This window comes from Acinetobacter sp. Ac8 (assembly GCF_055392545.1).
This window is the reverse complement of record NZ_AP043689.1, coordinates 2,664,428-2,688,092: the sequence shown is the minus strand read 5'-3', so window position 1 is coordinate 2,688,092 and position 23,665 is coordinate 2,664,428. Positions and strand designations below refer to the sequence as shown.

At 37.1% G+C, this 23,665-nt stretch carries 25 protein-coding genes; 11 read left to right on the top strand and 14 right to left on the bottom strand.

Annotated elements, in window-relative coordinates; genetic code table 11:
* Nucleotide 1 precedes the first annotated feature (1 nt).
* Nucleotides 2–1,156: a hypothetical protein gene (locus tag ACZ5QH_RS12740; protein WP_004719663.1), complete on the bottom strand. Its 1,155-nt coding sequence runs from the start codon at nucleotides 1,154–1,156 to the stop codon at nucleotides 2–4.
* Between the two features lie 170 nt (nucleotides 1,157–1,326).
* Here ACZ5QH_RS12740 and ACZ5QH_RS12735 point away from each other — a divergent pair, with 170 nt between their 5' ends.
* Nucleotides 1,327–1,581 (top strand): DUF6678 family protein, encoded by a 255-nt coding sequence (locus ACZ5QH_RS12735; RefSeq protein WP_303576822.1) that lies wholly within the window; start codon nucleotides 1,327–1,329, stop codon nucleotides 1,579–1,581.
* A 134-nt stretch (nucleotides 1,582–1,715) separates the two neighbouring features.
* Here the strand turns inward: ACZ5QH_RS12735 and ACZ5QH_RS12730 are convergent, their stop codons facing one another.
* Nucleotides 1,716–1,979 (bottom strand): hypothetical protein, encoded by a 264-nt coding sequence (locus ACZ5QH_RS12730; RefSeq protein ID WP_004719666.1) that lies wholly within the window; start codon nucleotides 1,977–1,979, stop codon nucleotides 1,716–1,718.
* Between the two features lie 128 nt (nucleotides 1,980–2,107).
* Nucleotides 2,108–3,301, bottom strand: a complete 1,194-nt coding sequence (locus ACZ5QH_RS12725; RefSeq protein ID WP_303576823.1) for a hypothetical protein — start codon at nucleotides 3,299–3,301, stop codon at nucleotides 2,108–2,110.
* 278 nt (nucleotides 3,302–3,579) lie between these two features.
* Between ACZ5QH_RS12725 and ACZ5QH_RS12720 the strand changes: the two genes are divergently transcribed.
* From ACZ5QH_RS12720 to ACZ5QH_RS12710, 3 genes are all read left to right on the top strand, one after another.
* A complete protein-coding gene (locus tag ACZ5QH_RS12720) occupies nucleotides 3,580–4,245 on the top strand; it encodes a DUF2057 domain-containing protein (protein ID WP_303576824.1) in 666 nt (221 codons plus the stop codon).
* A gap of 62 nt (nucleotides 4,246–4,307) precedes the next feature.
* The gene (locus tag ACZ5QH_RS12715) at nucleotides 4,308–4,694 is read left to right on the top strand and encodes a hypothetical protein (protein WP_303576825.1); all 387 of its coding nucleotides are present in this window, start codon (nucleotides 4,308–4,310) and stop codon (nucleotides 4,692–4,694) included.
* Nucleotides 4,684–5,232, top strand: a complete 549-nt coding sequence (locus tag ACZ5QH_RS12710) for a GNAT family N-acetyltransferase (protein WP_303576826.1) — start codon at nucleotides 4,684–4,686, stop codon at nucleotides 5,230–5,232. The genes ACZ5QH_RS12715 and ACZ5QH_RS12710 overlap by 11 nt, the downstream gene beginning before the upstream one ends.
* A gap of 47 nt (nucleotides 5,233–5,279) precedes the next feature.
* Here ACZ5QH_RS12710 and ACZ5QH_RS12705 read toward each other — a convergent pair whose 3' ends face one another.
* From ACZ5QH_RS12705 to cydP, 5 genes are read right to left on the bottom strand one after another with little or no spacing between them, the layout of a single operon-like run.
* Complete coding sequence (locus ACZ5QH_RS12705; RefSeq protein ID WP_004719673.1) at nucleotides 5,280–5,576, bottom strand: cyd operon YbgE family protein; 297 nt, start codon at nucleotides 5,574–5,576, stop codon at nucleotides 5,280–5,282.
* Nucleotides 5,577–5,579: 3 nt separating this feature from the next.
* A complete protein-coding gene (cydX, locus tag ACZ5QH_RS12700) occupies nucleotides 5,580–5,681 on the bottom strand; it encodes a cytochrome bd-I oxidase subunit CydX (protein ID WP_002120988.1) in 102 nt (33 codons plus the stop codon).
* 30 nt (nucleotides 5,682–5,711) lie between these two features.
* Nucleotides 5,712–6,857, bottom strand: coding sequence for a cytochrome d ubiquinol oxidase subunit II (gene cydB, locus ACZ5QH_RS12695; RefSeq protein WP_303576828.1), 1,146 nt, complete (start codon nucleotides 6,855–6,857; stop codon nucleotides 5,712–5,714).
* The gene (locus ACZ5QH_RS12690) at nucleotides 6,854–8,440 is read right to left on the bottom strand and encodes a cytochrome ubiquinol oxidase subunit I (protein WP_303576829.1); all 1,587 of its coding nucleotides are present in this window, start codon (nucleotides 8,438–8,440) and stop codon (nucleotides 6,854–6,856) included. Before ACZ5QH_RS12690 ends, cydB begins: the two co-directional genes overlap by 4 nt.
* Nucleotides 8,440–8,631, bottom strand: a complete 192-nt coding sequence (cydP, locus tag ACZ5QH_RS12685) for a cytochrome oxidase putative small subunit CydP (RefSeq protein ID WP_004719678.1) — start codon at nucleotides 8,629–8,631, stop codon at nucleotides 8,440–8,442. The genes ACZ5QH_RS12690 and cydP overlap by 1 nt, the downstream gene beginning before the upstream one ends.
* 546 nt (nucleotides 8,632–9,177) lie before the next feature.
* Between cydP and ACZ5QH_RS12680 the strand changes: the two genes are divergently transcribed.
* Nucleotides 9,178–9,774: an NAD(P)H-dependent oxidoreductase gene (locus ACZ5QH_RS12680; protein WP_303576830.1), complete on the top strand. Its 597-nt coding sequence runs from the start codon at nucleotides 9,178–9,180 to the stop codon at nucleotides 9,772–9,774.
* A 70-nt stretch (nucleotides 9,775–9,844) separates the two neighbouring features.
* Here the strand turns inward: ACZ5QH_RS12680 and ACZ5QH_RS12675 are convergent, their stop codons facing one another.
* From ACZ5QH_RS12675 to ACZ5QH_RS12665, 3 genes are read right to left on the bottom strand one after another with little or no spacing between them, the layout of a single operon-like run.
* On the bottom strand, nucleotides 9,845–10,459 hold the full coding sequence (locus tag ACZ5QH_RS12675; protein WP_004822174.1) for an OB-fold-containig protein: 615 nt from the start codon (nucleotides 10,457–10,459) through the stop codon (nucleotides 9,845–9,847).
* A 14-nt stretch (nucleotides 10,460–10,473) separates the two neighbouring features.
* Nucleotides 10,474–10,785, bottom strand: a complete 312-nt coding sequence (locus ACZ5QH_RS12670; RefSeq protein ID WP_162242519.1) for a Rieske (2Fe-2S) protein — start codon at nucleotides 10,783–10,785, stop codon at nucleotides 10,474–10,476.
* An 18-nt stretch (nucleotides 10,786–10,803) separates the two neighbouring features.
* Complete coding sequence (locus ACZ5QH_RS12665) at nucleotides 10,804–11,808, bottom strand: adenosine kinase (RefSeq protein WP_004822172.1); 1,005 nt, start codon at nucleotides 11,806–11,808, stop codon at nucleotides 10,804–10,806.
* A 313-nt stretch (nucleotides 11,809–12,121) separates the two neighbouring features.
* On the opposite strand from ACZ5QH_RS12665, the gene ACZ5QH_RS12660 reads away from it, so the two are divergent.
* From ACZ5QH_RS12660 to ACZ5QH_RS12645, 4 genes are all read left to right on the top strand, one after another.
* Complete coding sequence (locus tag ACZ5QH_RS12660; protein ID WP_303576831.1) at nucleotides 12,122–12,589, top strand: GNAT family N-acetyltransferase; 468 nt, start codon at nucleotides 12,122–12,124, stop codon at nucleotides 12,587–12,589.
* 362 nt (nucleotides 12,590–12,951) lie between these two features.
* Entirely contained in the window at nucleotides 12,952–13,707 is a 756-nt protein-coding gene (locus ACZ5QH_RS12655; RefSeq protein ID WP_303576832.1) for a COG4705 family protein, read from the top strand.
* 230 nt (nucleotides 13,708–13,937) lie between these two features.
* Nucleotides 13,938–16,877 (top strand): insulinase family protein, encoded by a 2,940-nt coding sequence (locus ACZ5QH_RS12650; protein WP_151803402.1) that lies wholly within the window; start codon nucleotides 13,938–13,940, stop codon nucleotides 16,875–16,877.
* A 27-nt stretch (nucleotides 16,878–16,904) separates the two neighbouring features.
* Nucleotides 16,905–18,053, top strand: coding sequence for a phospholipase A (locus ACZ5QH_RS12645; protein ID WP_004822164.1), 1,149 nt, complete (start codon nucleotides 16,905–16,907; stop codon nucleotides 18,051–18,053).
* 408 nt (nucleotides 18,054–18,461) lie between these two features.
* Here the strand turns inward: ACZ5QH_RS12645 and ACZ5QH_RS12640 are convergent, their stop codons facing one another.
* Complete coding sequence (locus ACZ5QH_RS12640; RefSeq protein WP_224963712.1) at nucleotides 18,462–20,333, bottom strand: ABC transporter ATP-binding protein; 1,872 nt, start codon at nucleotides 20,331–20,333, stop codon at nucleotides 18,462–18,464.
* A gap of 397 nt (nucleotides 20,334–20,730) precedes the next feature.
* Between ACZ5QH_RS12640 and ACZ5QH_RS12635 the strand changes: the two genes are divergently transcribed.
* Both ACZ5QH_RS12635 and ACZ5QH_RS12630 read left to right on the top strand, forming a co-directional pair.
* Complete coding sequence (locus ACZ5QH_RS12635; protein WP_303576833.1) at nucleotides 20,731–21,087, top strand: type II toxin-antitoxin system RelE/ParE family toxin; 357 nt, start codon at nucleotides 20,731–20,733, stop codon at nucleotides 21,085–21,087.
* The gene (locus ACZ5QH_RS12630; protein WP_004719697.1) at nucleotides 21,080–21,382 is read left to right on the top strand and encodes a helix-turn-helix domain-containing protein; all 303 of its coding nucleotides are present in this window, start codon (nucleotides 21,080–21,082) and stop codon (nucleotides 21,380–21,382) included. The genes ACZ5QH_RS12635 and ACZ5QH_RS12630 overlap by 8 nt, the downstream gene beginning before the upstream one ends.
* Nucleotides 21,383–21,778: 396 nt before the next feature.
* Here ACZ5QH_RS12630 and ACZ5QH_RS12625 read toward each other — a convergent pair whose 3' ends face one another.
* Both ACZ5QH_RS12625 and ACZ5QH_RS12620 read right to left on the bottom strand, forming a co-directional pair.
* Nucleotides 21,779–23,341, bottom strand: coding sequence for a PepSY-associated TM helix domain-containing protein (locus ACZ5QH_RS12625; RefSeq protein WP_303576834.1), 1,563 nt, complete (start codon nucleotides 23,339–23,341; stop codon nucleotides 21,779–21,781).
* 3 nt (nucleotides 23,342–23,344) lie between these two features.
* Nucleotides 23,345–23,623 (bottom strand): hypothetical protein, encoded by a 279-nt coding sequence (locus ACZ5QH_RS12620; protein WP_303576835.1) that lies wholly within the window; start codon nucleotides 23,621–23,623, stop codon nucleotides 23,345–23,347.
* Between the last annotated feature and the right edge of the window lie 42 nt (nucleotides 23,624–23,665).

The following is a 23,665-nucleotide window of genomic DNA, read 5'->3' as shown; positions in this document are numbered from 1 at the left end:
CTTACTGAGTAAAGTAGTGGTCTTGGTGTTTGCAACTGCGACAAAATAATGTCACATAATTTTGTGCATCATACTCAACCGTTAATTCGTTTGAGCCACAATACATACAGCGCTTTTGTGAATAGAAATTTAAGCGTGGTTCAATCTTTTTCCAAGATTTCCACACAGGTTGAAAGAAGATACCTTCATCGTAGCCTAAAAACCGATAAAACAGTATTTCACTCATCCTACTTAATGGAATATTCGGTGGACGTGGCAGGGTTGAGGTTTCCCATTTTTCTGCAATTGCACGTTCTCGATATTGTTGCACTGTTTTTTTGAGAATATTGGTATTAATAAAGTTTTCGTTACGAACTTGTAGCGCCTTTTTTTGATATAAATATTCAAGCGCAGTTTGAATGAGATAGAAAATTTGCCCAACGGCTAATGTGTCGAGTAGGTGATAACAGAAGATTTGGAAGTTTTTATTGCCCGAAATCTGGATACCCCACGTGCGACAATAATGTTGGGTAAACTGTACAATTTCTTGATACAGCACAACATAGAGTGCATTTTTGACTTCTTCGGATGTTTTAAATGGGATACCTTGGCTTAGATTTTCATAGAACCAATGGCGTAGTTGTGTTGCGATACTAAACATACTCGGTTCGGAATAACCATCCAAACGAACATTGATATAGTATTGATGTGCATCATCACTAAAATCTTTGGCAACAAAAACATTGTCTTTAATCAGTTGATTGAGAAGTTGACTTTGAAAATAGTAATTGGGGGTAATGGGATGATATTTAATCACTTCCCAATCAATAAACTCTTGATGGTTGGTATTTTCATGCACCTGATTGTCTAAAATACTCAGTAAAAATAATTTATGTAAAAAACTGAGCTGGTCTAAACCTAATTCAAAATTATCTTTTTTCTTTAGCTTACGAGTTTCTTGCAAGCGAGTTTCTTTAATCAGTTTACGCCGTTTGCTTTGGCATGTTTCACAATGACAGTTGCGTTGATTGTTTTGAAAAACTTGATGATTGCAATGGCTACATTGGTGAAAACTGACTTCTTTCTCAAATTCTTCAGCTTCAACATAATACATACTTGCCTGACAAAGTGGGCAAAATGTACTTTCATCCAGCTGTTTTTGCAGAATTTGAAGCATAGAGATAAATATATAAATTATTAAGGACTTTTCATTATACACATCTATATAGGTGAAAGCTGATTGCTTAAAATGAATGTTTTATAAAATATACATATTTGATGATGATTGAACCCATTGTATGATTATTCAATGATATTCAAAGACTAAATCTCAACGATTGAATCCAGTTGAGTGTAAGTTTAGATGTTTCGGAATGGGATCATTTTTTAATCTTTTCATCTGGACTGTACGTAGAATGCCGTTATGGTATTTTCTTGCTCAAAGCACTTAAAAATATTCAAATTGATCCGATTGAGAGCCGTTATATGGGGCGCTTCGTTGCATCAAAACATATTGACCATTCAGAAGTATTGCAGGATAAAATAGCGCAGTCTGGTTTACATTATCATTTTGAAAAGCAAATATTTATAATCCCTTTGTAAAAGCAACAATGTGGGACTTTGGGGAAATAAAGCTTGTATGGTTTAGCAGTTTAAATGCGGTAAATAGAACGTATCTATTGATTCTATTTACCGATAAAAGGTGATTTAAACAATAATCCTAACGCTTAGCTGCCTTAGTAAGCAGCAGGGCACGGTAATTCAGAATCCTCAAAATGCTCCATTTTAGCTTGAAGCAATGCCTTGGCTTTTTTAGCTGGAACTTTGTGCTGTCCTAGCATTTCATATTGTTTTAAAAGCGCAGTCACTTCACTGGTTTTTAAAGGAATGCCTTCACAAGTCATAAACATCGCAATAACCTGATGATCTAACTTAGCTTTATCCAGCATTTGCATCGTTTTAATGTTTTCAACACGGACTATATGGTCTTTAAAAATCATGTTGCACCTCATTTTTTGTTGAGTATTTTTATTGTGCGATATACACAACATTAAACAAGCAAGAACTGTGCTCAAAATGTAGTCGCTTTGAAAAAAGTGTAATGTTGTGCATCGAGGTGTTTAATGATTTATCGCGCACCTACAGGTTGGTACAATCCATTACCTTTACCAATATGTGATTGATAGATTGGAATCCATGGTGCGAAGAATATATTTTGTTTCCATTCATTTAGCACATTAAAACCGTTACGTGCAATTGCGATACGATGTTGTACATTGGCCAGATTGGTTGCTGTGAATGGTGCGCGTATAATCAGATAGGGAGTGAAAATTAATTTAAATTTATTGATGCCCACAAAGATATCACCACGTAAGCCTAAATTTTCTAAACTGAGTGACAACATAAAATCATTAAGTTTAGCAAAATCACGCATTAATGGCTTATCCCACATCGGTTGTAAAATTTTCTCCTGTTCATGAATGCCAAAGCTAATGGCTGCATTTGTAGCCAGTTTTTTAAATTTTGATGAATAAATACCTGATCTAAGCGCTTCTTCATCCGCGATTTTTTGTAATTGAAATGCTTGTGTCAAGGTAGATCCGTAGCCAGTTAGTTGTTGCGCTAACACCAAAGCATCATAGTGTTGATGCATAATACTGAGTCCACCAATATCTGCCATCACATTGGCTTGCCCATTAATTAATTCATTATTGGCTTGGGCAATAGTGGACTGTAATGTCGGTACATTCATCCCCGCAATAATGACACTTTGACCATTGGTGACATTTAAGGGATCTAAAGCATTGGACAATGAGAAGGTTAATGCATACGTTGAACGGACATCATTGGCTACAAAAATCCCCAGATTTGGCCAGAAAAATTTTGGGTTATTACGACTGAGTGCATCGTAATACATCAAAATAAAGGCATTGGTCGCCAACACTATTTTTTGTTGTGATTGATTACCATAAGTATTTATCGCCAATTGTCTAACTGTAGAAAATTGCTGGCGAATTTTGCTACGAATATTTTCGTATTGTTGAATGGTGGAGGTAATAGACGGATCGTATAAAGTGGTTTGATTATTGGCAATGTTGTAAAGTTGCTGGTACAGATTTTTTTCAGATGTGTTGAGGTTGCGTTGTGCCATATTGGCGTTCATATTGTAGGCAAGTTTTGACAGTTGTGCAGGACTCGCTTGAGTGGCATAGCTGGTTGCTGCCATTGTTTGTGTGGCATAAGGTACGACAAAAACAGTTGTAATACCGATGATACATCTCGTTAATATTGCTTTAAATCTGGATATGGTTTTCTTATTCATGGGGAACATCCTGTTAATTTGTTTTTTAGAATTATGCTTATTTTGAATGTGTGCTATTCAAATGCTGTAGTTATAAATAAGAAAAAATAATTTTAAAATGTGCGTTCAGGACAAGCAGATGAATGGTTTTTCCAGTAAATGATAAAATTATGTGATAAGTAAAATGAATATAGTTTCATTATAAAAATCAGAACAAATCGCCATTGTCATAAAACTGTCATCACGACATTGCATAGTGCAATAAATTTTACATATTTTTGACATAAGAGTAGAGCAATATGGCTTTTAAATACGGCGTTGCTGCATTAGCTTTAATGCTAAGCGGATCAGTTTTTGCAGCAGTCACCTTATCTGCGCCAGAAGAAATTGTAGTATTGGCGGTGAACGATCAAGAAGTGAATTCAGGTTTAATCCGTAAAAAGAATGAATATAAAGTCGATGCAGGTCAAGTTGCGGTAAGTGTTCGTTATCAGCAATATTTTGAACATTTAAATGGTGAACATGACATTTTAAAATCGGGTGTGGTTACAGTGACAGCGCCAGATTTAAAAGATGGTCAAACTTATAAAATTGCTTTAGTGAATCCGCCTCAGCGTTTTGAAGATGCAAAAAAATATGCAGAACAACCAACGATTGCGATTTATGACAATAAAAACCGTCTCGTGGTGCAACAGACTGGTGTAAATACTGAAGCGAAGCCTTGGTTAGGTTCTGGTTTATTTGGCAAAGTGATTGATTTAACTTCAAGTAAAAAAGCGCCAGTAAATCAACCCGCAGCTGTATATGCAACAACGACAAGCCAATCACCAGCAGCAACCACAGTTAGCAAGACCACTCAAACCGTGAGTGACGCTAATTCAGCAGATCGCCAATTGATTCAAATTTGGCAAAATGCAACTAAGGCGGAACGTCAGAAGTTTATGACTTGGTTAGCTGAGCAATAATTTTAAGTAAATCTGAAAGACCATTTCGATGGTCTTTTTTTGTGTTATAACAAAGTGTGTTTTTGAAAAAAAAGAATAAAATGTTTGAAAGTTTTTTGATGTCAGATGATTTTTTTTATACAGCAGCGATCATTTTTACCGTTATTGGTTTATTTGCTTTTAGTTGGATTCCATATCGAGCTTATTGTATTACAGCGAAACTCTTTCAAAATAAAGCTAATATTTTCCATTTTCTAGCTTTCTTTGCTAGTTTAGGTATTTTATATATCTGGTCAATCTCATTTTATAAGCTGATCTTTAAATGTATTGCGGGAACTGCCCAAATGCATTGTTCGGCTAGTCGAAGTGGGGAATTGCTAATTCTCATTGAGGTTGCTTTATCATTGGTCATTTTTGAATTGGTCCTATTTATCTTCAATTTTTTAAAAAGCAAACTGTATGCAGCTTAATTTTAGAACAGCACGAATATCCGACATTACAAATTTAGTTGATCTGATTAATTCTGCTTATCGACAACAAGAAGGTCGTAGTTGGACGAGTGAATCAGAAATTGTCACGGGTGATCGAATCAATGCCAAGCAATTAGAACAAGCCTTGGCTCAGGATAATTTTCAGTTATTTGTTGCTGAATTGGATGAGCAAATTGTCGCATGTATTGGTTTGACTTTTACCCAACATGATGTGGAAATCGGCACATTTTGTATTGCAGCTCAATTACAAAATCAAGGTATTGGCAAATATGTTTTAGATTTTGTTGAACAGTATGTTCATAACAAAGTTCTATCCAACCATTGCCATTTTACGCATTTCGTTATGTGGGTTTTAAGTGTACGTCATGAATTGATTGCTTATTATCAGCGCCGTGGCTATGTACAAACGGGTGTAGTGGAGGATTATCCTTTAAATGCAAATGTAGGCATACCTGTTGTAGATTTGCATTTAATCGAAATGAGAAAGAGTGTTACGAGTAGCATTTCATCCAATTAAAATAAAACCCTGAATAAATCAGGGTTTTATTGTTTCAAATTTTGGACTTAGCTAAAGAACCAAGTGTAATAGCCCCACAGCATGAGTGGCCATGCGACATAGGGGCTAAATAACCATTTCCATAACCAAAACTGTGGTAGGAATCCTACCCCATGTATAAAGCCACCTGAAATACCAATCATCACCATCATGAGCGCACTATGGTTATAGTGACCATTGGCATCAAGCATTGCCCCAGGGTGAATTAACAATACCGCAGCAAGAGGCAATGCCATCAAAAACGAAATGGCCATTGCAAACTTATTCGGCTTTCTTTGTTTTGTTGTCATTGCGATCTCTGTCATGGTTTATTCCTCATCCAAATCTTGATGATGTTCAATATAGAGCGCGCTTAAAACACCTGCAAAACACGCCATCAAGATCCCAAGAATCCAAGCGAAATACCACATAAATATTCTCCTATTTGCTTAGACACAGCCTTAGTACAGGCTGTGTGAGTTATCTTGAACATGTTTGTTGGTGATAACGCCCCACATTTTGTAATAACACCATGTGGTATAGATTAAAATAATTGGCACAAATATAGAAGCAACCACAGTCATTACTGTCAATGTATTCTTACTTGAAACCGCATCCCACATGGTTAAACTTACAGTTGGGTTAATGCTTGATGGCATTAAGAATGGGAACAGTGCAAAACCAGCAGTTAAAATTGAACCCGTCACCGCTAAGGTAGAACCTGTAAAGCTGACGCCAGCTTTGTTTTTACCAGCACCAAAGATAATCAGGATTGCGCCAAAGATTGCAGAAATAGGTGCAAGCATGGTGATTGGGTAAATTGAATAGTTATTCATCCAACCATGATTACCCGTTGTTAATACTTCTTTCGCAAGCGGATTGGCGACAGCATTGGTATTAAATGGTTGTACCAAAGTATATCCTTCAATGCCACCAAAATATAACCAAGCACCAACACCCAAGAAGGTAACTAAGAAGAGTATACCCATCAATTGTGTTGCTTTAGCAGAACGTTGGCGTAGTACACCATCTGTACGCAGCATTAACCATGCGCCACCATGTGCACACAGCATCGACAAACTTACAATACCGCAGACCAATGCAAATGGATTAAGTAGGGCAAAGAAGCTACCTGTATAAGTTGAACGTACAGTCTCATCTAAAGTAAACGGGACGCCCAAGAACATATTACCAAATGCAACACCGAAAACCAGCGCAGGTACAGCACCACCGATACATAGGCCCCAATCCCAAGAATTACGCCATTGGGTATTTTGCAGTTTAGAGCGATAGTCAAAGCCAACAGGTCTAAGGAAGAGTGCAAATAAGACCAGCAACAGCGCCCAATACATACCGGAAAAAGCCGTTGCATAAACCATAGGCCAAGCAGCAAATAGTGCGCCACCCGCAGTCACGAACCAAACTTGGTTACCTTCCCAATGCGGTGCAATGGTATTGATTGCTGCACGGCGTTCATCATCAGTTTTACCTACAAATGGCATCAGTGCCATTGAGCCCATATCGAAACCATCAGTGAGGGCAAAGCCAATCAGTAGAACACCGACTAAAACCCACCAGATAATTTTGAGAAGTTCATATTCGATCATGATTGATTCTCCCCAGTTTGAGCTTGCTGAGCTTCAAGTTTCTCGAAGTGATATTTACCTGTATGTAAAGAGCTTGGTCCTAAGCGTGAGAATTTGATCATTAAATACATTTCGATAATCAATAACACCGTATAGAACGCGGCTAATGCAATGATTGATCCCCATACATCGCCAGTACTTAAACTTGAGGCAGAGAGATGTGTAGGTAAAACTTCACCAATAGTCCACGGTTGACGACCACCTTCTGCTACATACCAACCTGTTTGTGCTGCAATCCAAGGTAATGGTAGTGCAAACAATGCAAATTTAAGTAACCATGGTTTATTTTCTGCATTACGTTTTGCCACAGCAAATGTTGCAAGGATAAACAGGAGTAGCATCAAGAAACCAGAAGCGACCATTGCACGGAAAGAGAAGAACAATGCGGTTACATTTGGAATGGTATCTTTTGTTGCTGCTTGAATATGTGCTTCAGAAGCATCTGTTACATTTTCAGTATATTTTTTAAGAAGTAAGCCATAACCTAAATCTTTTTGGTTTTTTTTGAACGATGCCATCAGTTCAGGCGAACGGTCACCAGCACGAAGTTTTTCGAGTTCGCTATATGCCACCATACCATTACGGATACGTGCCTCATGTTGAACCATCAAGTCTTTAAGTCCTGTGACTTCTTTATCGAGTGAACGTGTGGCAATAATACCCATTGCATACGGGATTTTTATGGCATAGTCAGTACGTTGTTCTTCCTGATTTGGAATACCAAATAAAGTAAATGGTGCAGGTGCTGGATGTGTTTCCCACTCAGACTCAATTGCAGCCAACTTGGTTTTTTGAACATCACCAAGCTCATAACCAGATTCATCACCCAATAAGATGACTGAAAGTGTAGACGCTAAACCAAAGATTGCAGCGATGGCGAAAGAGCGACGCGCAAATGGTAAATCACGTTTTTTCAATAAGTAATAACTTGAAATGGCGAGAACAAAGATTGCACCAGTGACATAACCAGCAGACACCGTGTGAACAAATTTCACTTGAGCGACTGGGTTAAAAATCAAAGCACCAAAATCGACAAGTTCCATACGCATGGTTTCAAAATTAAATTCTGAACCGACAGGATTTTGCATCCAACCATTGGCAACTAAAATCCATAATGCGGATAAATTCGAACCCAGCGCAACTAACCATGTCACACTTAAATGTTGAACTTTTGAAAGGCGATCCCAGCCAAAGAAGAATAAACCAATAAAAGTTGATTCTAGAAAGAATGCCATCAATCCTTCAATGGCAAGTGGCGCACCAAAAATATCACCCACATAGTGAGAGTAGTACGCCCAGTTTGTACCGAACTGGAATTCCATGGTCAGACCAGTGGTTACACCTAAAGCAAAGTTAATACCGAAAAGTTTGCCCCAGAATTTGGTCATGTCTTTATAAATTTCTTTACCAGAAATCACATAAGTGGTTTCCATAATGGCAAGAATAAAAGCCAGACCTAGAGTAAGTGGTACAAATATAAAGTGATACATCGCGGTCATTGCAAATTGGAACCGCGAAAGATCGACCACGCTTTCAGAAATCATCAACGTGTCTCCTTGATTTGGGAAGGACTGCCAGCAATACGCTCAGCAACTTGGTTATCAAAATCTTTAGGAATAGTCGGTGCATCAAACCAGATATGTTTGATCGTCATTAAAAGGGCAATCTTAATTATTAATATGACTGCAATTTCTCTGACAAGCCGACGGTTTAAATCGTTAGGTTTTAAGCTCATGCGTTAAGCCTATTATTTAAATATGCTTATATTATTAAACAAAACGCAACAAGAAATAAATAGATAAAACAGTTAAAATAAAAATATATTATTAAATTTAAATTAAACAATAACTTAAAAATTTGTGTTGTTAAAAAATATACTAATTTGTATTGATTTTAAAGTTGATTAAAACACTTGTAATTAATAAAAATAAAACCTAGTAAAATAGTATTGTTTAGATTTTATTAAACCAACTAAATTAGTTTGAATTAAATTTGATGAAAAATTATTCCGATTAAAAAGGTTGGTTTAAATTTTTGTTGAGTTTATTATTTTAGAAAAATTCCAATTGAGTAACAAATATGGGGGGAACAATAATCGTGATTTATGCTTAAATTTTAGTCATAATTAAAAGTTAAAAGATGTTTCTATTTTGATAGTTGGGTATTTATTTGATTATGTACAACTTCATCTATATTTGGATTTTTGCTAAAGTTCAATGATTTAAATTCTTGTTCATTTTATCTAATAAGTTATAACTGATTGAGCTGAAAGGAAATCACCATGAAATGTTTAGTTGTTATTGCTCACCCTGTAACTGATAGTCTTTGTCATAGCTTGGCGAAGACCGCAATAGCGACTTTAATTGCCAATGGTCATGAAGTTGTGGTTGAAGATCTGTACGCCTCTGGTTTTTCACCCGCACTGACAGATGAGGAACGTCAAAGTTATTACAGTCCTACATTTGAACAAACTGCTGTCAAAGAGAATATAGATGATTTACTTTCCGCAGAAGCTTTAATACTGGTCTTTCCGACTTGGTGGTTTGGTTTTCCTGCAATATTGAAAGGCTGGTTTGATCGTATTTGGGCTCCTGGAGTTGCTTATGATCATGCAAACGATTTGGGTGCAATTCAACCTAAACTCGATAACCTCAAATACACATTGGCGATTACTTCATTGGGTTCAGCTTGGTGGGTAGATCGTTTGGTACTTTGGCAACCCGTAAAACGCATATTGAAAATCGCATTATTGAGTACCTGTGCACCAAAATGCCATTTTCAAATGTTGTCACTGTATAAAGCTGAATCGCTTACTCAAGTTCAAATTGCGTCATTTTGTGCACGGATTGAAGCTAAAATTGCAAGTTGGCCAAAATGAGGGCAAGTTATGATTAGATTCAGCTGGAGACGTAATAAAGGTATTGGATGTACTCAACCGAGTCAGACTTTTAATACTGATCTGAACTAAATAGATGATTTGAGATCGAAATTTTCTTGGCAATATAATGTGATTTTCTAAAACGTATTAAGATGATTTGCGATTGAAATTCTAATTCACCAAATTCTGGTTCGACTTGGATATAGTGCAGTTGTCCATTTTCATCACGGACCCGTGCTTGAGCTGAAAACCCAGGTCGTGCATTACCACTAGAGACTGTGGCCAATCGTCCAAGCAAGTCAACTTGATTCAACGTAACTTTAGGTTTTATCACCTGATCCAAACAATGAATCATAAACACGGTGAAGAAGATTGCAATTACCAATGCGGGTAAAACTACATAATACCAAGCGGCAAATACTTGTTTGCTTGCAAAGATAGAGAGCTGTAAAAAATAGCCTGCAAAACTAAAATTCAATAATAAAAAAACGAAAATAAGTACTTTGGAAAATTTAACTTGTAACAGGGGCGACTCAATGAGCCAATCTGGTGAAATTTTTTTCAGAAAGGTACTTGGCCGTAAGCCGATATAGTAGCCAAAAGTTTCTGCCATACTCAGCAAAATTAAAGCCAAGACACTGAGGTGAAAGGGCATTAATTCATGTTCAAATAAGAATCCAAGCATGGCAGTTTCCAACCTTATTCGTCCTCGATGTAGATACCACCATCTGAATGGACTGAAATATTTACTTTTTCAAGTTTATCACCCAGACATGGTCCTGAAATACATTCACCTGTTTCAACTTCAAACAAAGCACCATGCGTCGAGCATTGAATATATTCGCCGTCTTGATCTAAAAACTGATTTTCCAGAAATTCCAGTTCAGTTTGTAGATGAGGGCAGACATTTTGGTAGGCATAAAATGCGCCATCACGTTGAGTGATAAAAATGGTATCGCCAGTCATTGTGTCAAACGCACGTGCCTTACGCTCTTCAATTTCATCGGTCATTGCAATTTTTTCAGACATTTATGCACATTCCTTTTTGAACGTTTCGAGTAGATTTGCGTATTCTGCAACGTCTAGGCGTGGTCCAAACTTAGACACCACTTCACTTGAAATAAGAATAGCAAGTTGTGCCGCGGTTTGTAAATTTTCACCATTATTTAAAGCATATAAGAAAGCACCTGAGAATGCATCACCAGCGCCATTTGCATCTACTGCATTTACTTTACGACCTTGAACATAAAAATGTTGTTTTTGATCTGCGACTAATGCACCTTTTTCACTGAGTGTAATCACCACATCAGTGCTTAGTGTTTTTAATTTATTCAGCGCAGCTTCTACAGAGTCAGTTTCTGTATACATCATGGCTTCTTGTTCATTACAGAAAATTAGATCCACACCATCATCGATTAATTCATTTAGACCTTGGCGTGCATATTGCACCATTGCCGGGTCAGATAGGGTTAATGCGATTTTAACCTTGTGATCACGAGCAATTTGACGTGCTTGTTTTACGGCTGCGCGTGCTGAATCACTTGTAGACAAGTAACCTTCGATATATAACCATTGCGCTGTTTTTAAAGGTTCAAAATCCATTTGTAGATCTGAAAGTTCTGCAGTAATGCCGAGATAAGTTTGCATCGTACGTTCTGAGTCTTCACTGACCAGAACCATACATGTACCCGTAACACCTTCACTGATTGATTTTTTCGACGTTTTGATGCCTGCATCATTTAAACCATCGAGATAAATTGTGCCTAGATCATCATTTCCAACACGGCACGCATAAAATGCTGAAGAACCTAATGCACTGAATGCCACTGTGGTATTGGCAGCTGAACCGCCAGATGCTTGACCTTTATAATTTTGACTGGCTTTTAAATTATTGTATAGCCGAGTTTGAGATTCACCATCTGCGAGTTGCATGGTGCCTTTTTGCAAATTTTGTTCAGCTAAAAAGAGATCTGATACTTTAAATTCTTGGTCAATGAGCGCGTTACCAATTGCAAAAAGGTCAACTGTAGCCATGTTCTTCATCACATCAATGTTAAAAACATAAAGTTTACACGAATGCTCAGCTTTACAGTAGTTTGTTGAAAAAATTTCAATTACATTTGTCAAATATGGTTTGTTGGAATTTTACAACTTGCTGGTGTGCTGAACAAAACCAGTTTTTGAGACGATTATTGCGTAGTTTAAGCCATTGTGTTGATCAGTGTGCGTGATTAAATTAGATTGTTTCAATGTGATTGATTGAGATCGCTCGGCTAGGTTTTGTTGAGAAATAAACATAGGCATTAAGTTAAAACTGTCTACAAACCCTAAACATATTGGAGGTTGAGTGAATATTTTAATTCAACAGGTAGATCAATTGCCTGCGCAAATTCAAGATTTAGCCGTAGTTGCTGAAAAAGAAGGGTTTCATTTTATTCAACGTTTGGTTGATGAGTTTCAGCAAGGCAGCAATAGATTTAATCGACATGGTGAATTTTTATTGGTTGCATTTGATGGAGATAAACTGGTTGCATGCGGTGGTTTAAATATTCAAATCAGTGAGGATGGTGATACAAAGCAGAACTCAGAAACTCAGCATAAAATTGGTCGGGTACACCGTTTCTATGTATTGCCTGAATATCGCAAAACTGGATTGGGTAAAAGTTTATTGCTCGAACTTGAAAAAAGAGCAAAATCTAATTTTTCTGCATTGTGCTTAAGTAGTGAAAAAGATGCAGCGCCATTTTATCAAAAGCAAAATTATGTTTTTGTCTCAAATCACCCAAATTATAATTACTTTAAATATTTAATTTAGTGAATTTGGAAATCCCTTGGTCTATACCTCTAACTCTGAGTAACAGCATCATTTGAAAATGGTGCCGCTGAATTACAACGATAAGCTTTAAGGTTATGTTTATTTTTGGAAATGAATCCGTGTTGGTCTGCAAAAAAGTTTTCTTGATAAAAATACTAAAAAATAGCCTAAGCAATTCTTTTCTATAAAAATTCTCAAGCTACATCAGACATACATCCGCTTTAGTGAAGTTTTGATAAGCGCTAAATACAAATGATGACTCAGTTTTTAACAGGGTAAAGTGACTTTTATCACGTTTTTAATTCTATTTTAAGTCGAAGCATAGAATATAGCTTTTAACGCATAATTGCTGAATAAATCAAATGAAGCAAAATGATTTAGATGTACTGATTTCTAAAGTTCCGCAAGTCACATTACTGTTTTGGATCACCAAAATCTTTGCAACCACTTTTGGTGAAACGGCTGGCGATGCTGTTTCAATGTCACTTAATTTAGGGTATTTGGTCGGTACCTTTATCTTTGCTTTTATCTTTATCGCTTTTGTCTATTTTCAAATTCGTGCTAAAGCTTTTCACCCCTATTTATATTGGTTTACCATTATTGCAAGTACGACAGTGGGGACGACACTAGCAGACTTTGTCGATCGTTCACTGGGTATTGGTTATTTAGGTGGAAGTACGTTATTACTCAGTTTGGTATTGTTGACTTTATATGCTTGGTACAAAGTCGAAGGAACAATTTCACCACATATCAATCAGCCTCGTGCAGAACTGTTCTATTGGTTAACCATTACCTTTTCACAAACTTTAGGTACTGCATTGGGGGATTGGTCATCAGATACAGCAGGACTGGGTTATAGCGGTGGGATTGTGCTGTATGTGGTTTTGATTCTCATCGTCATCGCCTTGTATTTATGTACAAAAACTTCAAGGGTTATTTTGTTCTGGAGCGCATTTGTGCTTACTCGACCATTAGGCGCTGTGGTTGGTGATTTTCTGGATAAACCGATTGATCATGGTGGATTAGCCCTGAGTCGTTTCACTGCATCGGCTGTATTATTGATTGCGATTTTCATCTGTATTTTTATCGCTCAGCGTTGGGATACAGAAAAAACATAAGTATTACTAATTTAAAAATATTGAGTTAAAAAGTTAAGTTTTACAGTGATGATCGAATCCTTTGATCATCACTTTTTTTATTTATCGCATTGCGTATTCTTGATATTTCAGCAGCAAGTCACGGTTAATCCTGATTGATTTACTAAGAATTAGTGTTAGGAATGAATCGCATTTATTTAAGTTTCGGTTATACTTGAACGTATAGATAAACATTTAATATTGGAGATCGCATGACTGTAGATGTCACTGAAACCTTATCTCAAACTGTTCATCCTGCGTTTCAGCTGGTACGTCAACACCATGTAGAAGCTTTAGACATTTTAGTGTCTGAATATAAACATAAAGTGACTGGTGCAATGCACTACCATTTAGCAACTGATCACGACGAAAATGTGTTCCTTGTTGCTTTCCGTACTCAACCAATGGATTCCAAAGGTGAGGCACATATTCTTGAACATACAGCATTGTGTGGTTCAGAGAAATTCCCAGTACGTGATCCATTCTTTTTGATGATTCGTCGTTCATTAAATACTTTTATGAATGCGTTTACAGCAGCTGATTGGACCGCTTATCCATTTGCAACCCAAAATAAAAAGGATTTCCAAAACCTTTTGGAAGTCTATTTGGACGCGGCTTTTGCAGCCAATTTAAATCCATTGGATTTTGCTCAAGAAGGTATTCGTATTGAGTTGGAAAATGGTGAGCCTGTTTATAAAGGCGTGGTATTTAATGAAATGAAAGGGGCAATGAGTTCACCTTCAGATCAGCTTTACCATCAGCTTGCACATCATTTGTTCCCGAAAACGACTTATCATTATAATTCTGGTGGTGATCCGAAGGATATTCCTGACTTAACTTATGATGAGTTAGTGGCGTTCTATAAATCACATTATCATCCAAGTAATGCGGTATTTATGACCTTTGGTGATGAACCTGCTTATAAATTGCAAGAACAATTTGAAAAGTTGGCGCTGTCTAAATTCAGTAAAGGCGAAACGATTTACTCTAAAGAAGAGCAAAGACTAACAGCACCGATTGAAGTACAAGAAACCTATGCTGTTGATGCAGAAGATTTAACAGACAAGACTTATCATATTTTGTCTTGGTTATTGCCAAAAACCAGTGATGTTAAACTTCGCCTAGGTATGCGTTTGGTTGAAGGGATTCTTTTAGAAAACTCTGCTTCGCCGTTGCGCCATTATTTAGAAACTTGTGGTTATGCACAGTCTACAGGTCCAATCATGGGTGTAGATGATTCTAACTATGAAATGACATTCTATTGTGGAGTTCAAGGTTCAAATCCTGAGCATACTGAAGAATTTAAAAATGGCGTGCTTAATATTCTTCAAGACGTTGCTTCAAAGCCTATCGATAAAGACATGGTCGATGCAATTTTGCATCAAATTGAATTACATCAACGTGAAATCAGTGGTGATGGTACGCCGTATGGTTTAACACTGATTCTCAATGGTTTGGGCAATGCAATTCATCATAATGATCCAATCCATGCTTGGGATGTGGATACTGCCATTGCAGAAGTTAAAGAAGAACTCAAAGATCCGATGTGGTTATCCAACTTGATTCAAGTTCATTTATTGGATAATCCGCATCGTGTACAAATGACTTTAGTTCCAGATGCAAATAAATCTGCTCAAGAAGCAGAAGATGAAAAAGCACGTTTGGCGAAAATTGGTGAGGCTTTGTCAGAAGCAGATAAAGCTGAAATTATTGCTCAGACAGAAGCTTTAAAAATTCGTCAAGAAACTCCAGATGATTTGAGCTTATTGCCTAAAGTCGGTTTGGAAGACATTCCAGCTGAATTGGCCATTGTTCAAGGCCAATTGCGTGAAGTGATTTGCAATGGGGTAGATACACCATTGAATCTGTACCATGCAGGCACAAATGGAATTTACTACCAACAAGTATTGATTCAAATTCCAGATCAAATTGTAAAATCGCCTTATTTTAACTTACTGTCTGTTCTCATGGGAGAAGTGGGTGCGGGCGAATATGATTATCTTGAACTTCAACAGTTACAGACGGCAGTCAGTGGCGGTTTGGGAATGGGTGCTTCGCTTCGTTCTAAAACCGATGACAAAGGTCAAATTAGTGCATGGTTGACGTTAACAACCAAATCTTTAACGGATAAGTTTGATGCGATTCAGTTGCTTAAATTGGCTTTTGAGCAATTACGTTTTGATGAAAAAGATCGTATTATCGAACTTTTACAACAACGTAAAACACGTTGGGCTTCTCGTTTATCGGGTTCTGGACATAGTTATGCCATGCAAATTGCCTCACGTCATATGAGTGCGTTGGCAAAACGCGATTATGATAATACCGGCCTAGGCGCATTGAATTGGCTAGGTGATTTGATCGCAAAAATTGAAAAAGATGATGCGGCATATGATGCGTTTATAGATGAGTTAAAATCAATTCATAAGGGCTTAATGCTTGCACCAAAACAATTTTTATTGGTGTGTGAAGAGCATCATTCAGAGCGTTTAGTTGAAGAAGTGCAAACGGTTTGGGATAAACTTGCAGTTGATCAATCTCCTGTCTATTTAACGCAAGTGGCTATGGATGAGAGCGATGCAGATCAAGCATGGTTAATTCAAGCCAATGTTCAATTTTGTGCTTCTGCTTACCAAGCTGTAGATGTTGCCCATCCAGATGCGGCGCCGTTGATGGTGCTTGCAGGCTATTTACGCAATGGTTTCCTGCATAGTGCTATTCGTGAAAAGGGTGGTGCATATGGTGGGGGCGCAAGTTATGATGGCAATGCTTGCTCGTTCCGATTCTATAGTTATCGTGATCCACGCCTTGCAGAAACTTTCCAAGACTTTGAAGCAAGTTTAGATTGGTTGTTAAATAAAGAGCAGCATGATTATCAGCTTGAAGAAGCCATTCTTGGTCTGGTTTCTAGTATGGATAAACCTGGTTCACCCGCAGGTGAAGCCATTACTGCATGCTATGCATTGCTTCATGGACGCACACCTGCGTTTAGAAAGCAATTACGCGAGCGCTTATTAAACGTTACTATTGACGATCTTAAGCGTGTCACACAAACTTATTTACTTGAGCAAAAGCCTGTAAGAGCTGTAGTCGCTCCAGTTGCCAAAAAAGAAGTGTTGGAACAATTAGGTTTTGAAATTAAGAAAGTAAATTAACCCTATAAATTCTTTCTGGAGAATTCTATGTCGTTCAAAAATTTTGAACGTACACCATTGAATCTGAGCATCTTAATGATGCTCAGTTTTGGTTTGGTGACCATTGCTCATGCAGATGATACTGCACAAGTGAATCCTGCAAGTACGCAAGCCTGTGTTGCGCTCGAATCTAATGCTGACCGTTTGGCTTGTTACGATAAAATATTTAAAACACCTACCGTTGCTCCGCAAGTCTTGGTGTCAGAGCAACGTGCTGCTTTAGATATTCAAAAAGCCAATGTTGAACCTGAAACACTCAAAGATAAAATTACCCAAAAAGCAGAAAATTTATTTGCCATTCATGGTGATAAAATTGATCCAAATACCTCATTACTTGATCGACGTTGGGAACTTTCTCAAGACAGTAAATTAGGTACGTGGAATATTCGCGCGAATCAACCGGTTTATTTGCTTCCTGCATTTTGGACCAGCAAGAAAAATGAATTTCCGCAGAGTCCAAATCCTCAAAACACCGTGGATGAAGATCAAAATTTAAAGTCAATGGAAGCTAAATTTCAGATTTCTTTAAAAACCAAAGCTGCCGAAAATATTTTTGGAAACAATGGTGATGTTTGGGTTGGTTATACCCAATCGTCTCGCTGGCAAGTTTATAACAGTGAAGAGTCTCGTCCATTTCGTGAAACAAATTACGAACCTGAAGCAAGTTTGATTTTTAGAACCAATTATAATTTATTGGGCTTAAATGGTCGCTTATTGGGTTTGACTTTGAATCATCAGTCAAACGGGCGTTCTGATCCGCTATCACGTAGTTGGAATCGGGTTATTTTAAATCTTGGTTTTGAAAAAGATAATTTTGCCTTGATGGTGCGTCCGTGGTATCGCATCGAAGAAGATTTTAAGGATGACAATAACCCTGACATTAAAAATTATATCGGTCGTGGTGATTTGACTGCATTCTATCGCTGGAATGACAATGATTTTTCTTTGATGCTACGTCACTCTTTAAAAGGTGGGGATGACTCGCATGGTGCAATGCAATTTGATTGGGCATTTCCAATTAAGGGCAAGTTACGTGGACATTTTCAATTGTTTGATGGTTATGGCGAAAGCTTAATTGATTATAATCACCGCGCGACTTATGTCGGTCTAGGTGTTTCATTAATGAATTGGTATTAATCATTTAAAATAGCGTTGATTGGCTAGATTTAAATAAGAAGCTGTCTTTATACAAGGCAGCTTTTTTGCTTCTGATTATTGAGTTATAGGGAATAGCTGTAGTTTTATTTGGGTAAATAAAGGGAGATCCTATAGCACTATTTTTATACTAGATTAAGTATGGCAACAATCTAAGTACGAATGATGGAGGGCACTTAATTGTAGCGAAACAACCACTTCTGTTGCCTCATGAAGCCGACTAGTTCTTGTTTCAATAAATATAATCATAGAACTGTATACAGTACCTAAAATATATCCAGATAAAGCTATGCTTGATGAAATAAGCGCTTAATCAATAGAATAGACGCAATAAAAAACCACGCTATTTTTAACGTGGTTTTTTATAATTTGACTATTTAAAGGCTTTATTTACGAAGTGCTGACTGTTGAATCTTCATCCTCTGAGGCTTTTTGTTCAGGTTCAACTAAAAAACCACCTGTCTGTCTATGCCATAAGTGTGCATAAATACCATTTTGTGCGATCAGTTCCTCGTGAGTACCTTGTTCTGCAATTTGACCTTGATCTAACACAATCAAACGATCCATTTGAGCAATGGTTGAAAGACGGTGAGCAATCGCGATCACAGTTTTATTTTGCATTAACTCATCTAAGCTCGATTGAATTGCAGCTTCAACTTCGGAGTCTAAAGCACTGGTTGCTTCATCCAAGATTAAAATAGGCGCATCTTTTAAAAATACACGTGCAATGGCAATGCGTTGACGTTGACCACCAGAAAGTTTTACCCCTCGCTCACCAACATAAGCATCATAGCCAGTACGACCTCTTAAGTCTGAAAGTTGCGGAATAAACTCATCTGCTTTGGCTTTTCTTACTGCTTCATACATTTCTTCATCAGTCGCATCAGGGCGGCCATATTTGATATTTTCCGCAACTGTACGATGTAATAAAGAGGTATCTTGGGTCACAAGCGCAATATTTTTTCTTAAGCTGTCTTGAGTGACTTCTTCAATATTTTGACCATCAATGGTAATTTTTCCATTATTGATGGTGTAAAAATGTAGAAGTAATTGAATTAATGTGGATTTTCCAGCGCCTGAACGTCCAACAATCCCAATTTTTTCACCCGGTTGAATGTTTAAATTAAAGTGATCAATGACTTTTTTGCTGTTATAAGCAAATGTGACATCGCTAAATTTAATATTACCTTGAGTCACAACAAGTGGTTTGGCATCTTCTTTGTCTTGGATATTGATCTGACGACCTAAAGTTTGCATACCATCTTGAATTGTGCCGACATTTTCAAATAGGGCAGAGGTTTGCCACATCATAAACTCAGCCATACTGTTAAGTTTAAGAATCATGGCGGTTGTTGCTGCAATCACACCAATCGCTGCTTGACCCTGTAACCATAACCAAACAGCAGTACCTAATACCCCAAAGAATAAAACGGCTGTCAGTAAATTGATACAAAGTTCATATGCAGTGCCTAAACGCATTTGTTTGAACACTGTACGCATAAACTCTTTCATTGACTCTTTTGCATACTGGCTTTCGCGGCCTGCATGTGCAAAAAGTTTTACTGTCTGAATGTTGGTATAGGCATCGGTTACACGTCCAGTCATCACCGCACGCGCATCGGCTTGTTCTTTGGAAATTCGTCCTAATCTTGGAATGTAATATAATGCCGCACTGACAAACAACGCCAACCATAATAAAAGTGGAATCAAGAGAATAGGAGAAATTGATCCCAACACGATACTGATGGTAATGAAATAGATGACAACATAAGTCACCATGTCGCCCAAAATCACCCAAAACTCACGTACCGCTAGCGCAGTCTGCATGACTTTGGCAGATAAACGTCCAGCAAAGTCATTATGGAAGAAGTCTAAGCCTTGGCGTAGCATTAGATTATGAAATCTCCAACGCAAACGCATTGGAAAACTACTGTATAAAATCTGATGTCTGATAATGGATTGCATACTGGCAAAAAAGATATTTGCCAACAGAATACAGCTTAAAAAGATCAAATTTTCACGATGATTTACTAAAAAGTCTTGAGGTTTAGACTGTGTCAACCAATCGACTAAATGTCCGATTTGTGAAAAAAATAAAGCTTCAAAACTTGCTGTTGCAGCAGTGAATAATATTAAAATCAATAAATAACGCTTAACACCAGTCGCAGCTTGCCAAACAAATGGAAAGAACTTGGTGGGTAATGGTTCGTTTAAACCTTTCGACGGATATGGATCTACTAACTTTTCAAACCATTGCAGCAACATAAAATCCTCGTGGAAATTTTATAGATTGATTAAATTGTAAAATATTGAAATGAACTTACAACCTGAACAGCTTAAATTATTTTAAGGCAAATTCAGCAGAAATTGGGAGAATAGTGGGGTAATGTAGATTGTATAGTTTTCGTGGAAATTACACCAGTTATTTATATCGAATAAAAACGATTTATAGTATAGCCAAAGATAATTAAAAAATTATTGTACTTTAACAATCTAATCGTAAATTGAACATTAATCTTCTAACACTTTAACAATCATAAGAAAGTAAAAACACTGCTCGAATGTTTTTTACATGAGCGTTCAATTCTTAAAAGAAACTTTGCCTTTCTATAAGTACTATATTAAAATATAGATTACAGTCTATATTTCTAGGTTTCGCATGTGGACAGTCATTACAACGGATTTGTTTAATGAATGGCTTGAACAGCAAGATGATTCAACACAGGAAAAAGTCTTAGCTGCATTGGTCGTTCTACAACAGCTGGGGCCAAGTTTAGGTCGCCCTTTAGTTGATACCGTAAATGACTCGAAATTCAGGAACATGAAAGAATTACGTGTTCAGCATAGAGGTAAACCACTAAGAGCCTTTTTTATATTTGATCCATTACGACAGGCTATTGTGCTTTGTATTGGTAATAAGGGCGGTAAAAAGCGTTTTTATAAAGAGATGTTAGATATTGCAGAACAGCAATACGAACTTCATCTTTCAACCCTAGGAGATCAATCTAATGGCTAAAACCTTACAGGAACTATTGGCTGGTCGCTCTCCAGAGAGTCAAGACCGAATTCAAAAAATGGCTGATGAACTACGTTTACAAACGCAGCTGCATCTTATTCGAGAAGAATTAGAGATTTCGCAAAAAGAATTAGCTGAGATACTTGGAATCAAGCAGCCTTCACTTTCAGCAATTGAAAATCGTGGTCATGATCTTAAAATTTCAACGATAAAGAAATATGTTGAAGCAATGGGGGGGAAGCTTCGCATTGATGTAGAGCTTCCAACAGGAAAACATATTGAATTTAATGTTTAACTGTTGAAAATGGAAACGATAAGCTTCCATTTTTTGATAGGAATGAGCACGATTATGCTGAAAATTATCTAAACTTAAATTTAATCTAGAGCTGTGTTCAAACGCTAGATGTCTACTTTTTTATTTTTGGTTTTAAATCATTTACAAAGAGTATCAATCCAAACAGTATTGGGCTACTCAGTATACATAAGGCCACAAAAGAGATGCTATTGCCATAATTTACACTAAATAAAAATAAAGCCGAGATGATCAACGTAAACGCGATAACTTTTACTAATTTCACATGTTGTACTAAAACAGACAATTTACTTTTCTGAGTCTTGGTGATCTGCTTTGAGCTGATCAAATATAAGCTATAACTGGCAATCAGGATCAGGAGGAATGCTAAGATCAATATCATGACACAGACTCCTGCGCTTGTTTTTGTTCCAGCTTTTTCTTGATCTTCGCCACAGCTTTGTTTTGAATCGGTGTGATTCTTTGATGTAAAAAAATCGCTAAAATGGCAAATAACCAGATCATTAAGTCTACACGTAAAAATAACCAATAGTCCTGTAATGAATGAATATATTGATTAGAAATCAGATAATAGATATTTAAAATAGGCAAAGCTAATGTCATAGCAATCAGCAACTTGAGCTGAGTTTTCCAGAGATATTGTTGTTTTGTGCAGAGCGCAATAATAAAACTGAATAACCACAAAGTAAAAAATGTATAGACTTCATAATTCGGTGTATCTGCTTGAAGTTGCACAAAACGATTGGCATATAAATAGCCTAACATTGCAATGGGTAAACCAATAATCATCGTGGTATTGAGTCGATTGACCAGATAATGTCCAAAGTGAAAATGCTCATTTTTCTTTTGTAATTGTCGTTTTAGACTCCAGAGCAATAAGCCCGAAGCAATCATTGCACAGCCCAGAAGACCAGAGAAAAATAAGCCTAAACGCAATAAAGGTTGGGCAAAATTCGCCATATGCAGCCCGTACATACTGGCATTTAATGTTGCAATTGCACTGTTATTACGGGTATTCCCAATTAAAGCACCTGTAGCGCCATTAAAGCTAAGTTGTGCTTGATTACGTGTAATCGAATGATCTTCTAAGGCAGTAATCGTGAGCTTGGCAAGCTGTGTATTGGGTTGATCTACGGTAATGTTATCAATATTCGTTTTCCCCCATTGCTGTTGGGTTTGTTGCAGGAAATGTTGAATAGATAACATATTCTTCGGCTGTGCTTGTTGAGACTTGTTTGCAGTTGAAACATGACGAATTTCATCAAAATACTGATATGGATTATCTGGATAGGCTTTTTTCATCCCTGCGGGGAAAAGCAGATAGAAAAAGATCGCTAAGCCGGTAAATGTAATGGTTAAGAAAAAGGGCAATGCGATTACCGAACTTACATTATGAAAATCTAAATATGAACGCTGACCTTTAAATGCTCTTAAGGTAAAGAAATCGGTAAATATCTTTTTATGGGTAATAATGCCTGAAATCAAGGCTATAAACATAATTAACGCGGCAAAGGTGACAATCAAACGTCCAATAGAATAAGGCATTCCATAAAGTTGGTAATGAAACCCATAGAAGAAATCACCGCCTTGTGTGGCAGAAAGACTCAATTCTTTACCTGTATTGGCATCTAGAGTTTTACTTTCATAACCACCATCGGCTTTTTGCCAATAAACTTTATTTGCAGGGGTATTCTGATTTGCAACGCCGATATACCAACTTTTTGCATCTGGCGCATTTTTTTGCAAATAAGCAAATGCAGACTGTATAGCGGATTCCTGTTTGATTTGCATACTCGCGAATTGTGGTTGCATCCACATACTAATTTCATGGCGATAATATGTTGCAGAACCTGTCAAAAAAATTGCAAATAACAGCCAGCCGAAAGTAAGCCCGATCCAAGAGTGTAACCATGCCATAGATTGACGAACAGATTTATGCATGAGTTAACCTATAAACTTGGAAAATAGGAAAAAAGTAGCGACCAACGCTAGGCTGATCAGCGTAAGTTTCTTTAAAGAATGAATACAAAAGCTTAGAATCACAAAAATAATGTAAAAAATAAGTGCACTAAATGCCGCCAAATAAATAGATTCAGCTTTGGCAAAATAAGGATAAAACACATCAATTAAAGCTAAGGATACTAAATAACTGCACACATAGCCCATACCAAAAGCCAGTATAAAACGATAGAGCACTGATAAAGGGTAGAGCATAAGCTGCATAACGATCACTTTCTTGCAATTGAAAACGCCTTAATCCTAAAA

What these genes read in the sequence shown, in the direction of transcription:
- ACZ5QH_RS12740 (WP_004719663.1), bottom strand. Translation starts at nt 1,156, where the DNA reads ATGCTTCAAATTCTGCAAAAACAGCTGGATGAAAGTACATTTTGCCCA.
- ACZ5QH_RS12730 (WP_004719666.1), bottom strand. Translation starts at nt 1,979, where the DNA reads ATGATTTTTAAAGACCATATAGTCCGTGTTGAAAACATTAAAACGATG.
- ACZ5QH_RS12725 (WP_303576823.1), bottom strand. Translation starts at nt 3,301, where the DNA reads ATGAATAAGAAAACCATATCCAGATTTAAAGCAATATTAACGAGATGT.
- ACZ5QH_RS12720 (WP_303576824.1), top strand. Translation starts at nt 3,580, where the DNA reads ATGGCTTTTAAATACGGCGTTGCTGCATTAGCTTTAATGCTAAGCGGA.
- ACZ5QH_RS12710 (WP_303576826.1), top strand. Translation starts at nt 4,684, where the DNA reads ATGCAGCTTAATTTTAGAACAGCACGAATATCCGACATTACAAATTTA.
- ACZ5QH_RS12705 (WP_004719673.1), bottom strand. Translation starts at nt 5,576, where the DNA reads ATGACAGAGATCGCAATGACAACAAAACAAAGAAAGCCGAATAAGTTT.
- cydX (WP_002120988.1), bottom strand. Translation starts at nt 5,681, where the DNA reads ATGTGGTATTTCGCTTGGATTCTTGGGATCTTGATGGCGTGTTTTGCA.
- cydB (WP_303576828.1), bottom strand. Translation starts at nt 6,857, where the DNA reads ATGATCGAATATGAACTTCTCAAAATTATCTGGTGGGTTTTAGTCGGT.
- ACZ5QH_RS12690 (WP_303576829.1), bottom strand. Translation starts at nt 8,440, where the DNA reads ATGATTTCTGAAAGCGTGGTCGATCTTTCGCGGTTCCAATTTGCAATG.
- cydP (WP_004719678.1), bottom strand. Translation starts at nt 8,631, where the DNA reads ATGAGCTTAAAACCTAACGATTTAAACCGTCGGCTTGTCAGAGAAATT.
- ACZ5QH_RS12680 (WP_303576830.1), top strand. Translation starts at nt 9,178, where the DNA reads ATGAAATGTTTAGTTGTTATTGCTCACCCTGTAACTGATAGTCTTTGT.
- ACZ5QH_RS12675 (WP_004822174.1), bottom strand. Translation starts at nt 10,459, where the DNA reads ATGCTTGGATTCTTATTTGAACATGAATTAATGCCCTTTCACCTCAGT.
- ACZ5QH_RS12670 (WP_162242519.1), bottom strand. Translation starts at nt 10,785, where the DNA reads ATGACCGATGAAATTGAAGAGCGTAAGGCACGTGCGTTTGACACAATG.
- ACZ5QH_RS12665 (WP_004822172.1), bottom strand. Translation starts at nt 11,808, where the DNA reads ATGGCTACAGTTGACCTTTTTGCAATTGGTAACGCGCTCATTGACCAA.
- ACZ5QH_RS12655 (WP_303576832.1), top strand. Translation starts at nt 12,952, where the DNA reads ATGAAGCAAAATGATTTAGATGTACTGATTTCTAAAGTTCCGCAAGTC.
- ACZ5QH_RS12650 (WP_151803402.1), top strand. Translation starts at nt 13,938, where the DNA reads ATGACTGTAGATGTCACTGAAACCTTATCTCAAACTGTTCATCCTGCG.
- ACZ5QH_RS12645 (WP_004822164.1), top strand. Translation starts at nt 16,905, where the DNA reads ATGTCGTTCAAAAATTTTGAACGTACACCATTGAATCTGAGCATCTTA.
- ACZ5QH_RS12635 (WP_303576833.1), top strand. Translation starts at nt 20,731, where the DNA reads ATGTGGACAGTCATTACAACGGATTTGTTTAATGAATGGCTTGAACAG.
- ACZ5QH_RS12630 (WP_004719697.1), top strand. Translation starts at nt 21,080, where the DNA reads ATGGCTAAAACCTTACAGGAACTATTGGCTGGTCGCTCTCCAGAGAGT.
- ACZ5QH_RS12625 (WP_303576834.1), bottom strand. Translation starts at nt 23,341, where the DNA reads ATGCATAAATCTGTTCGTCAATCTATGGCATGGTTACACTCTTGGATC.
- ACZ5QH_RS12620 (WP_303576835.1), bottom strand. Translation starts at nt 23,623, where the DNA reads ATGCAGCTTATGCTCTACCCTTTATCAGTGCTCTATCGTTTTATACTG.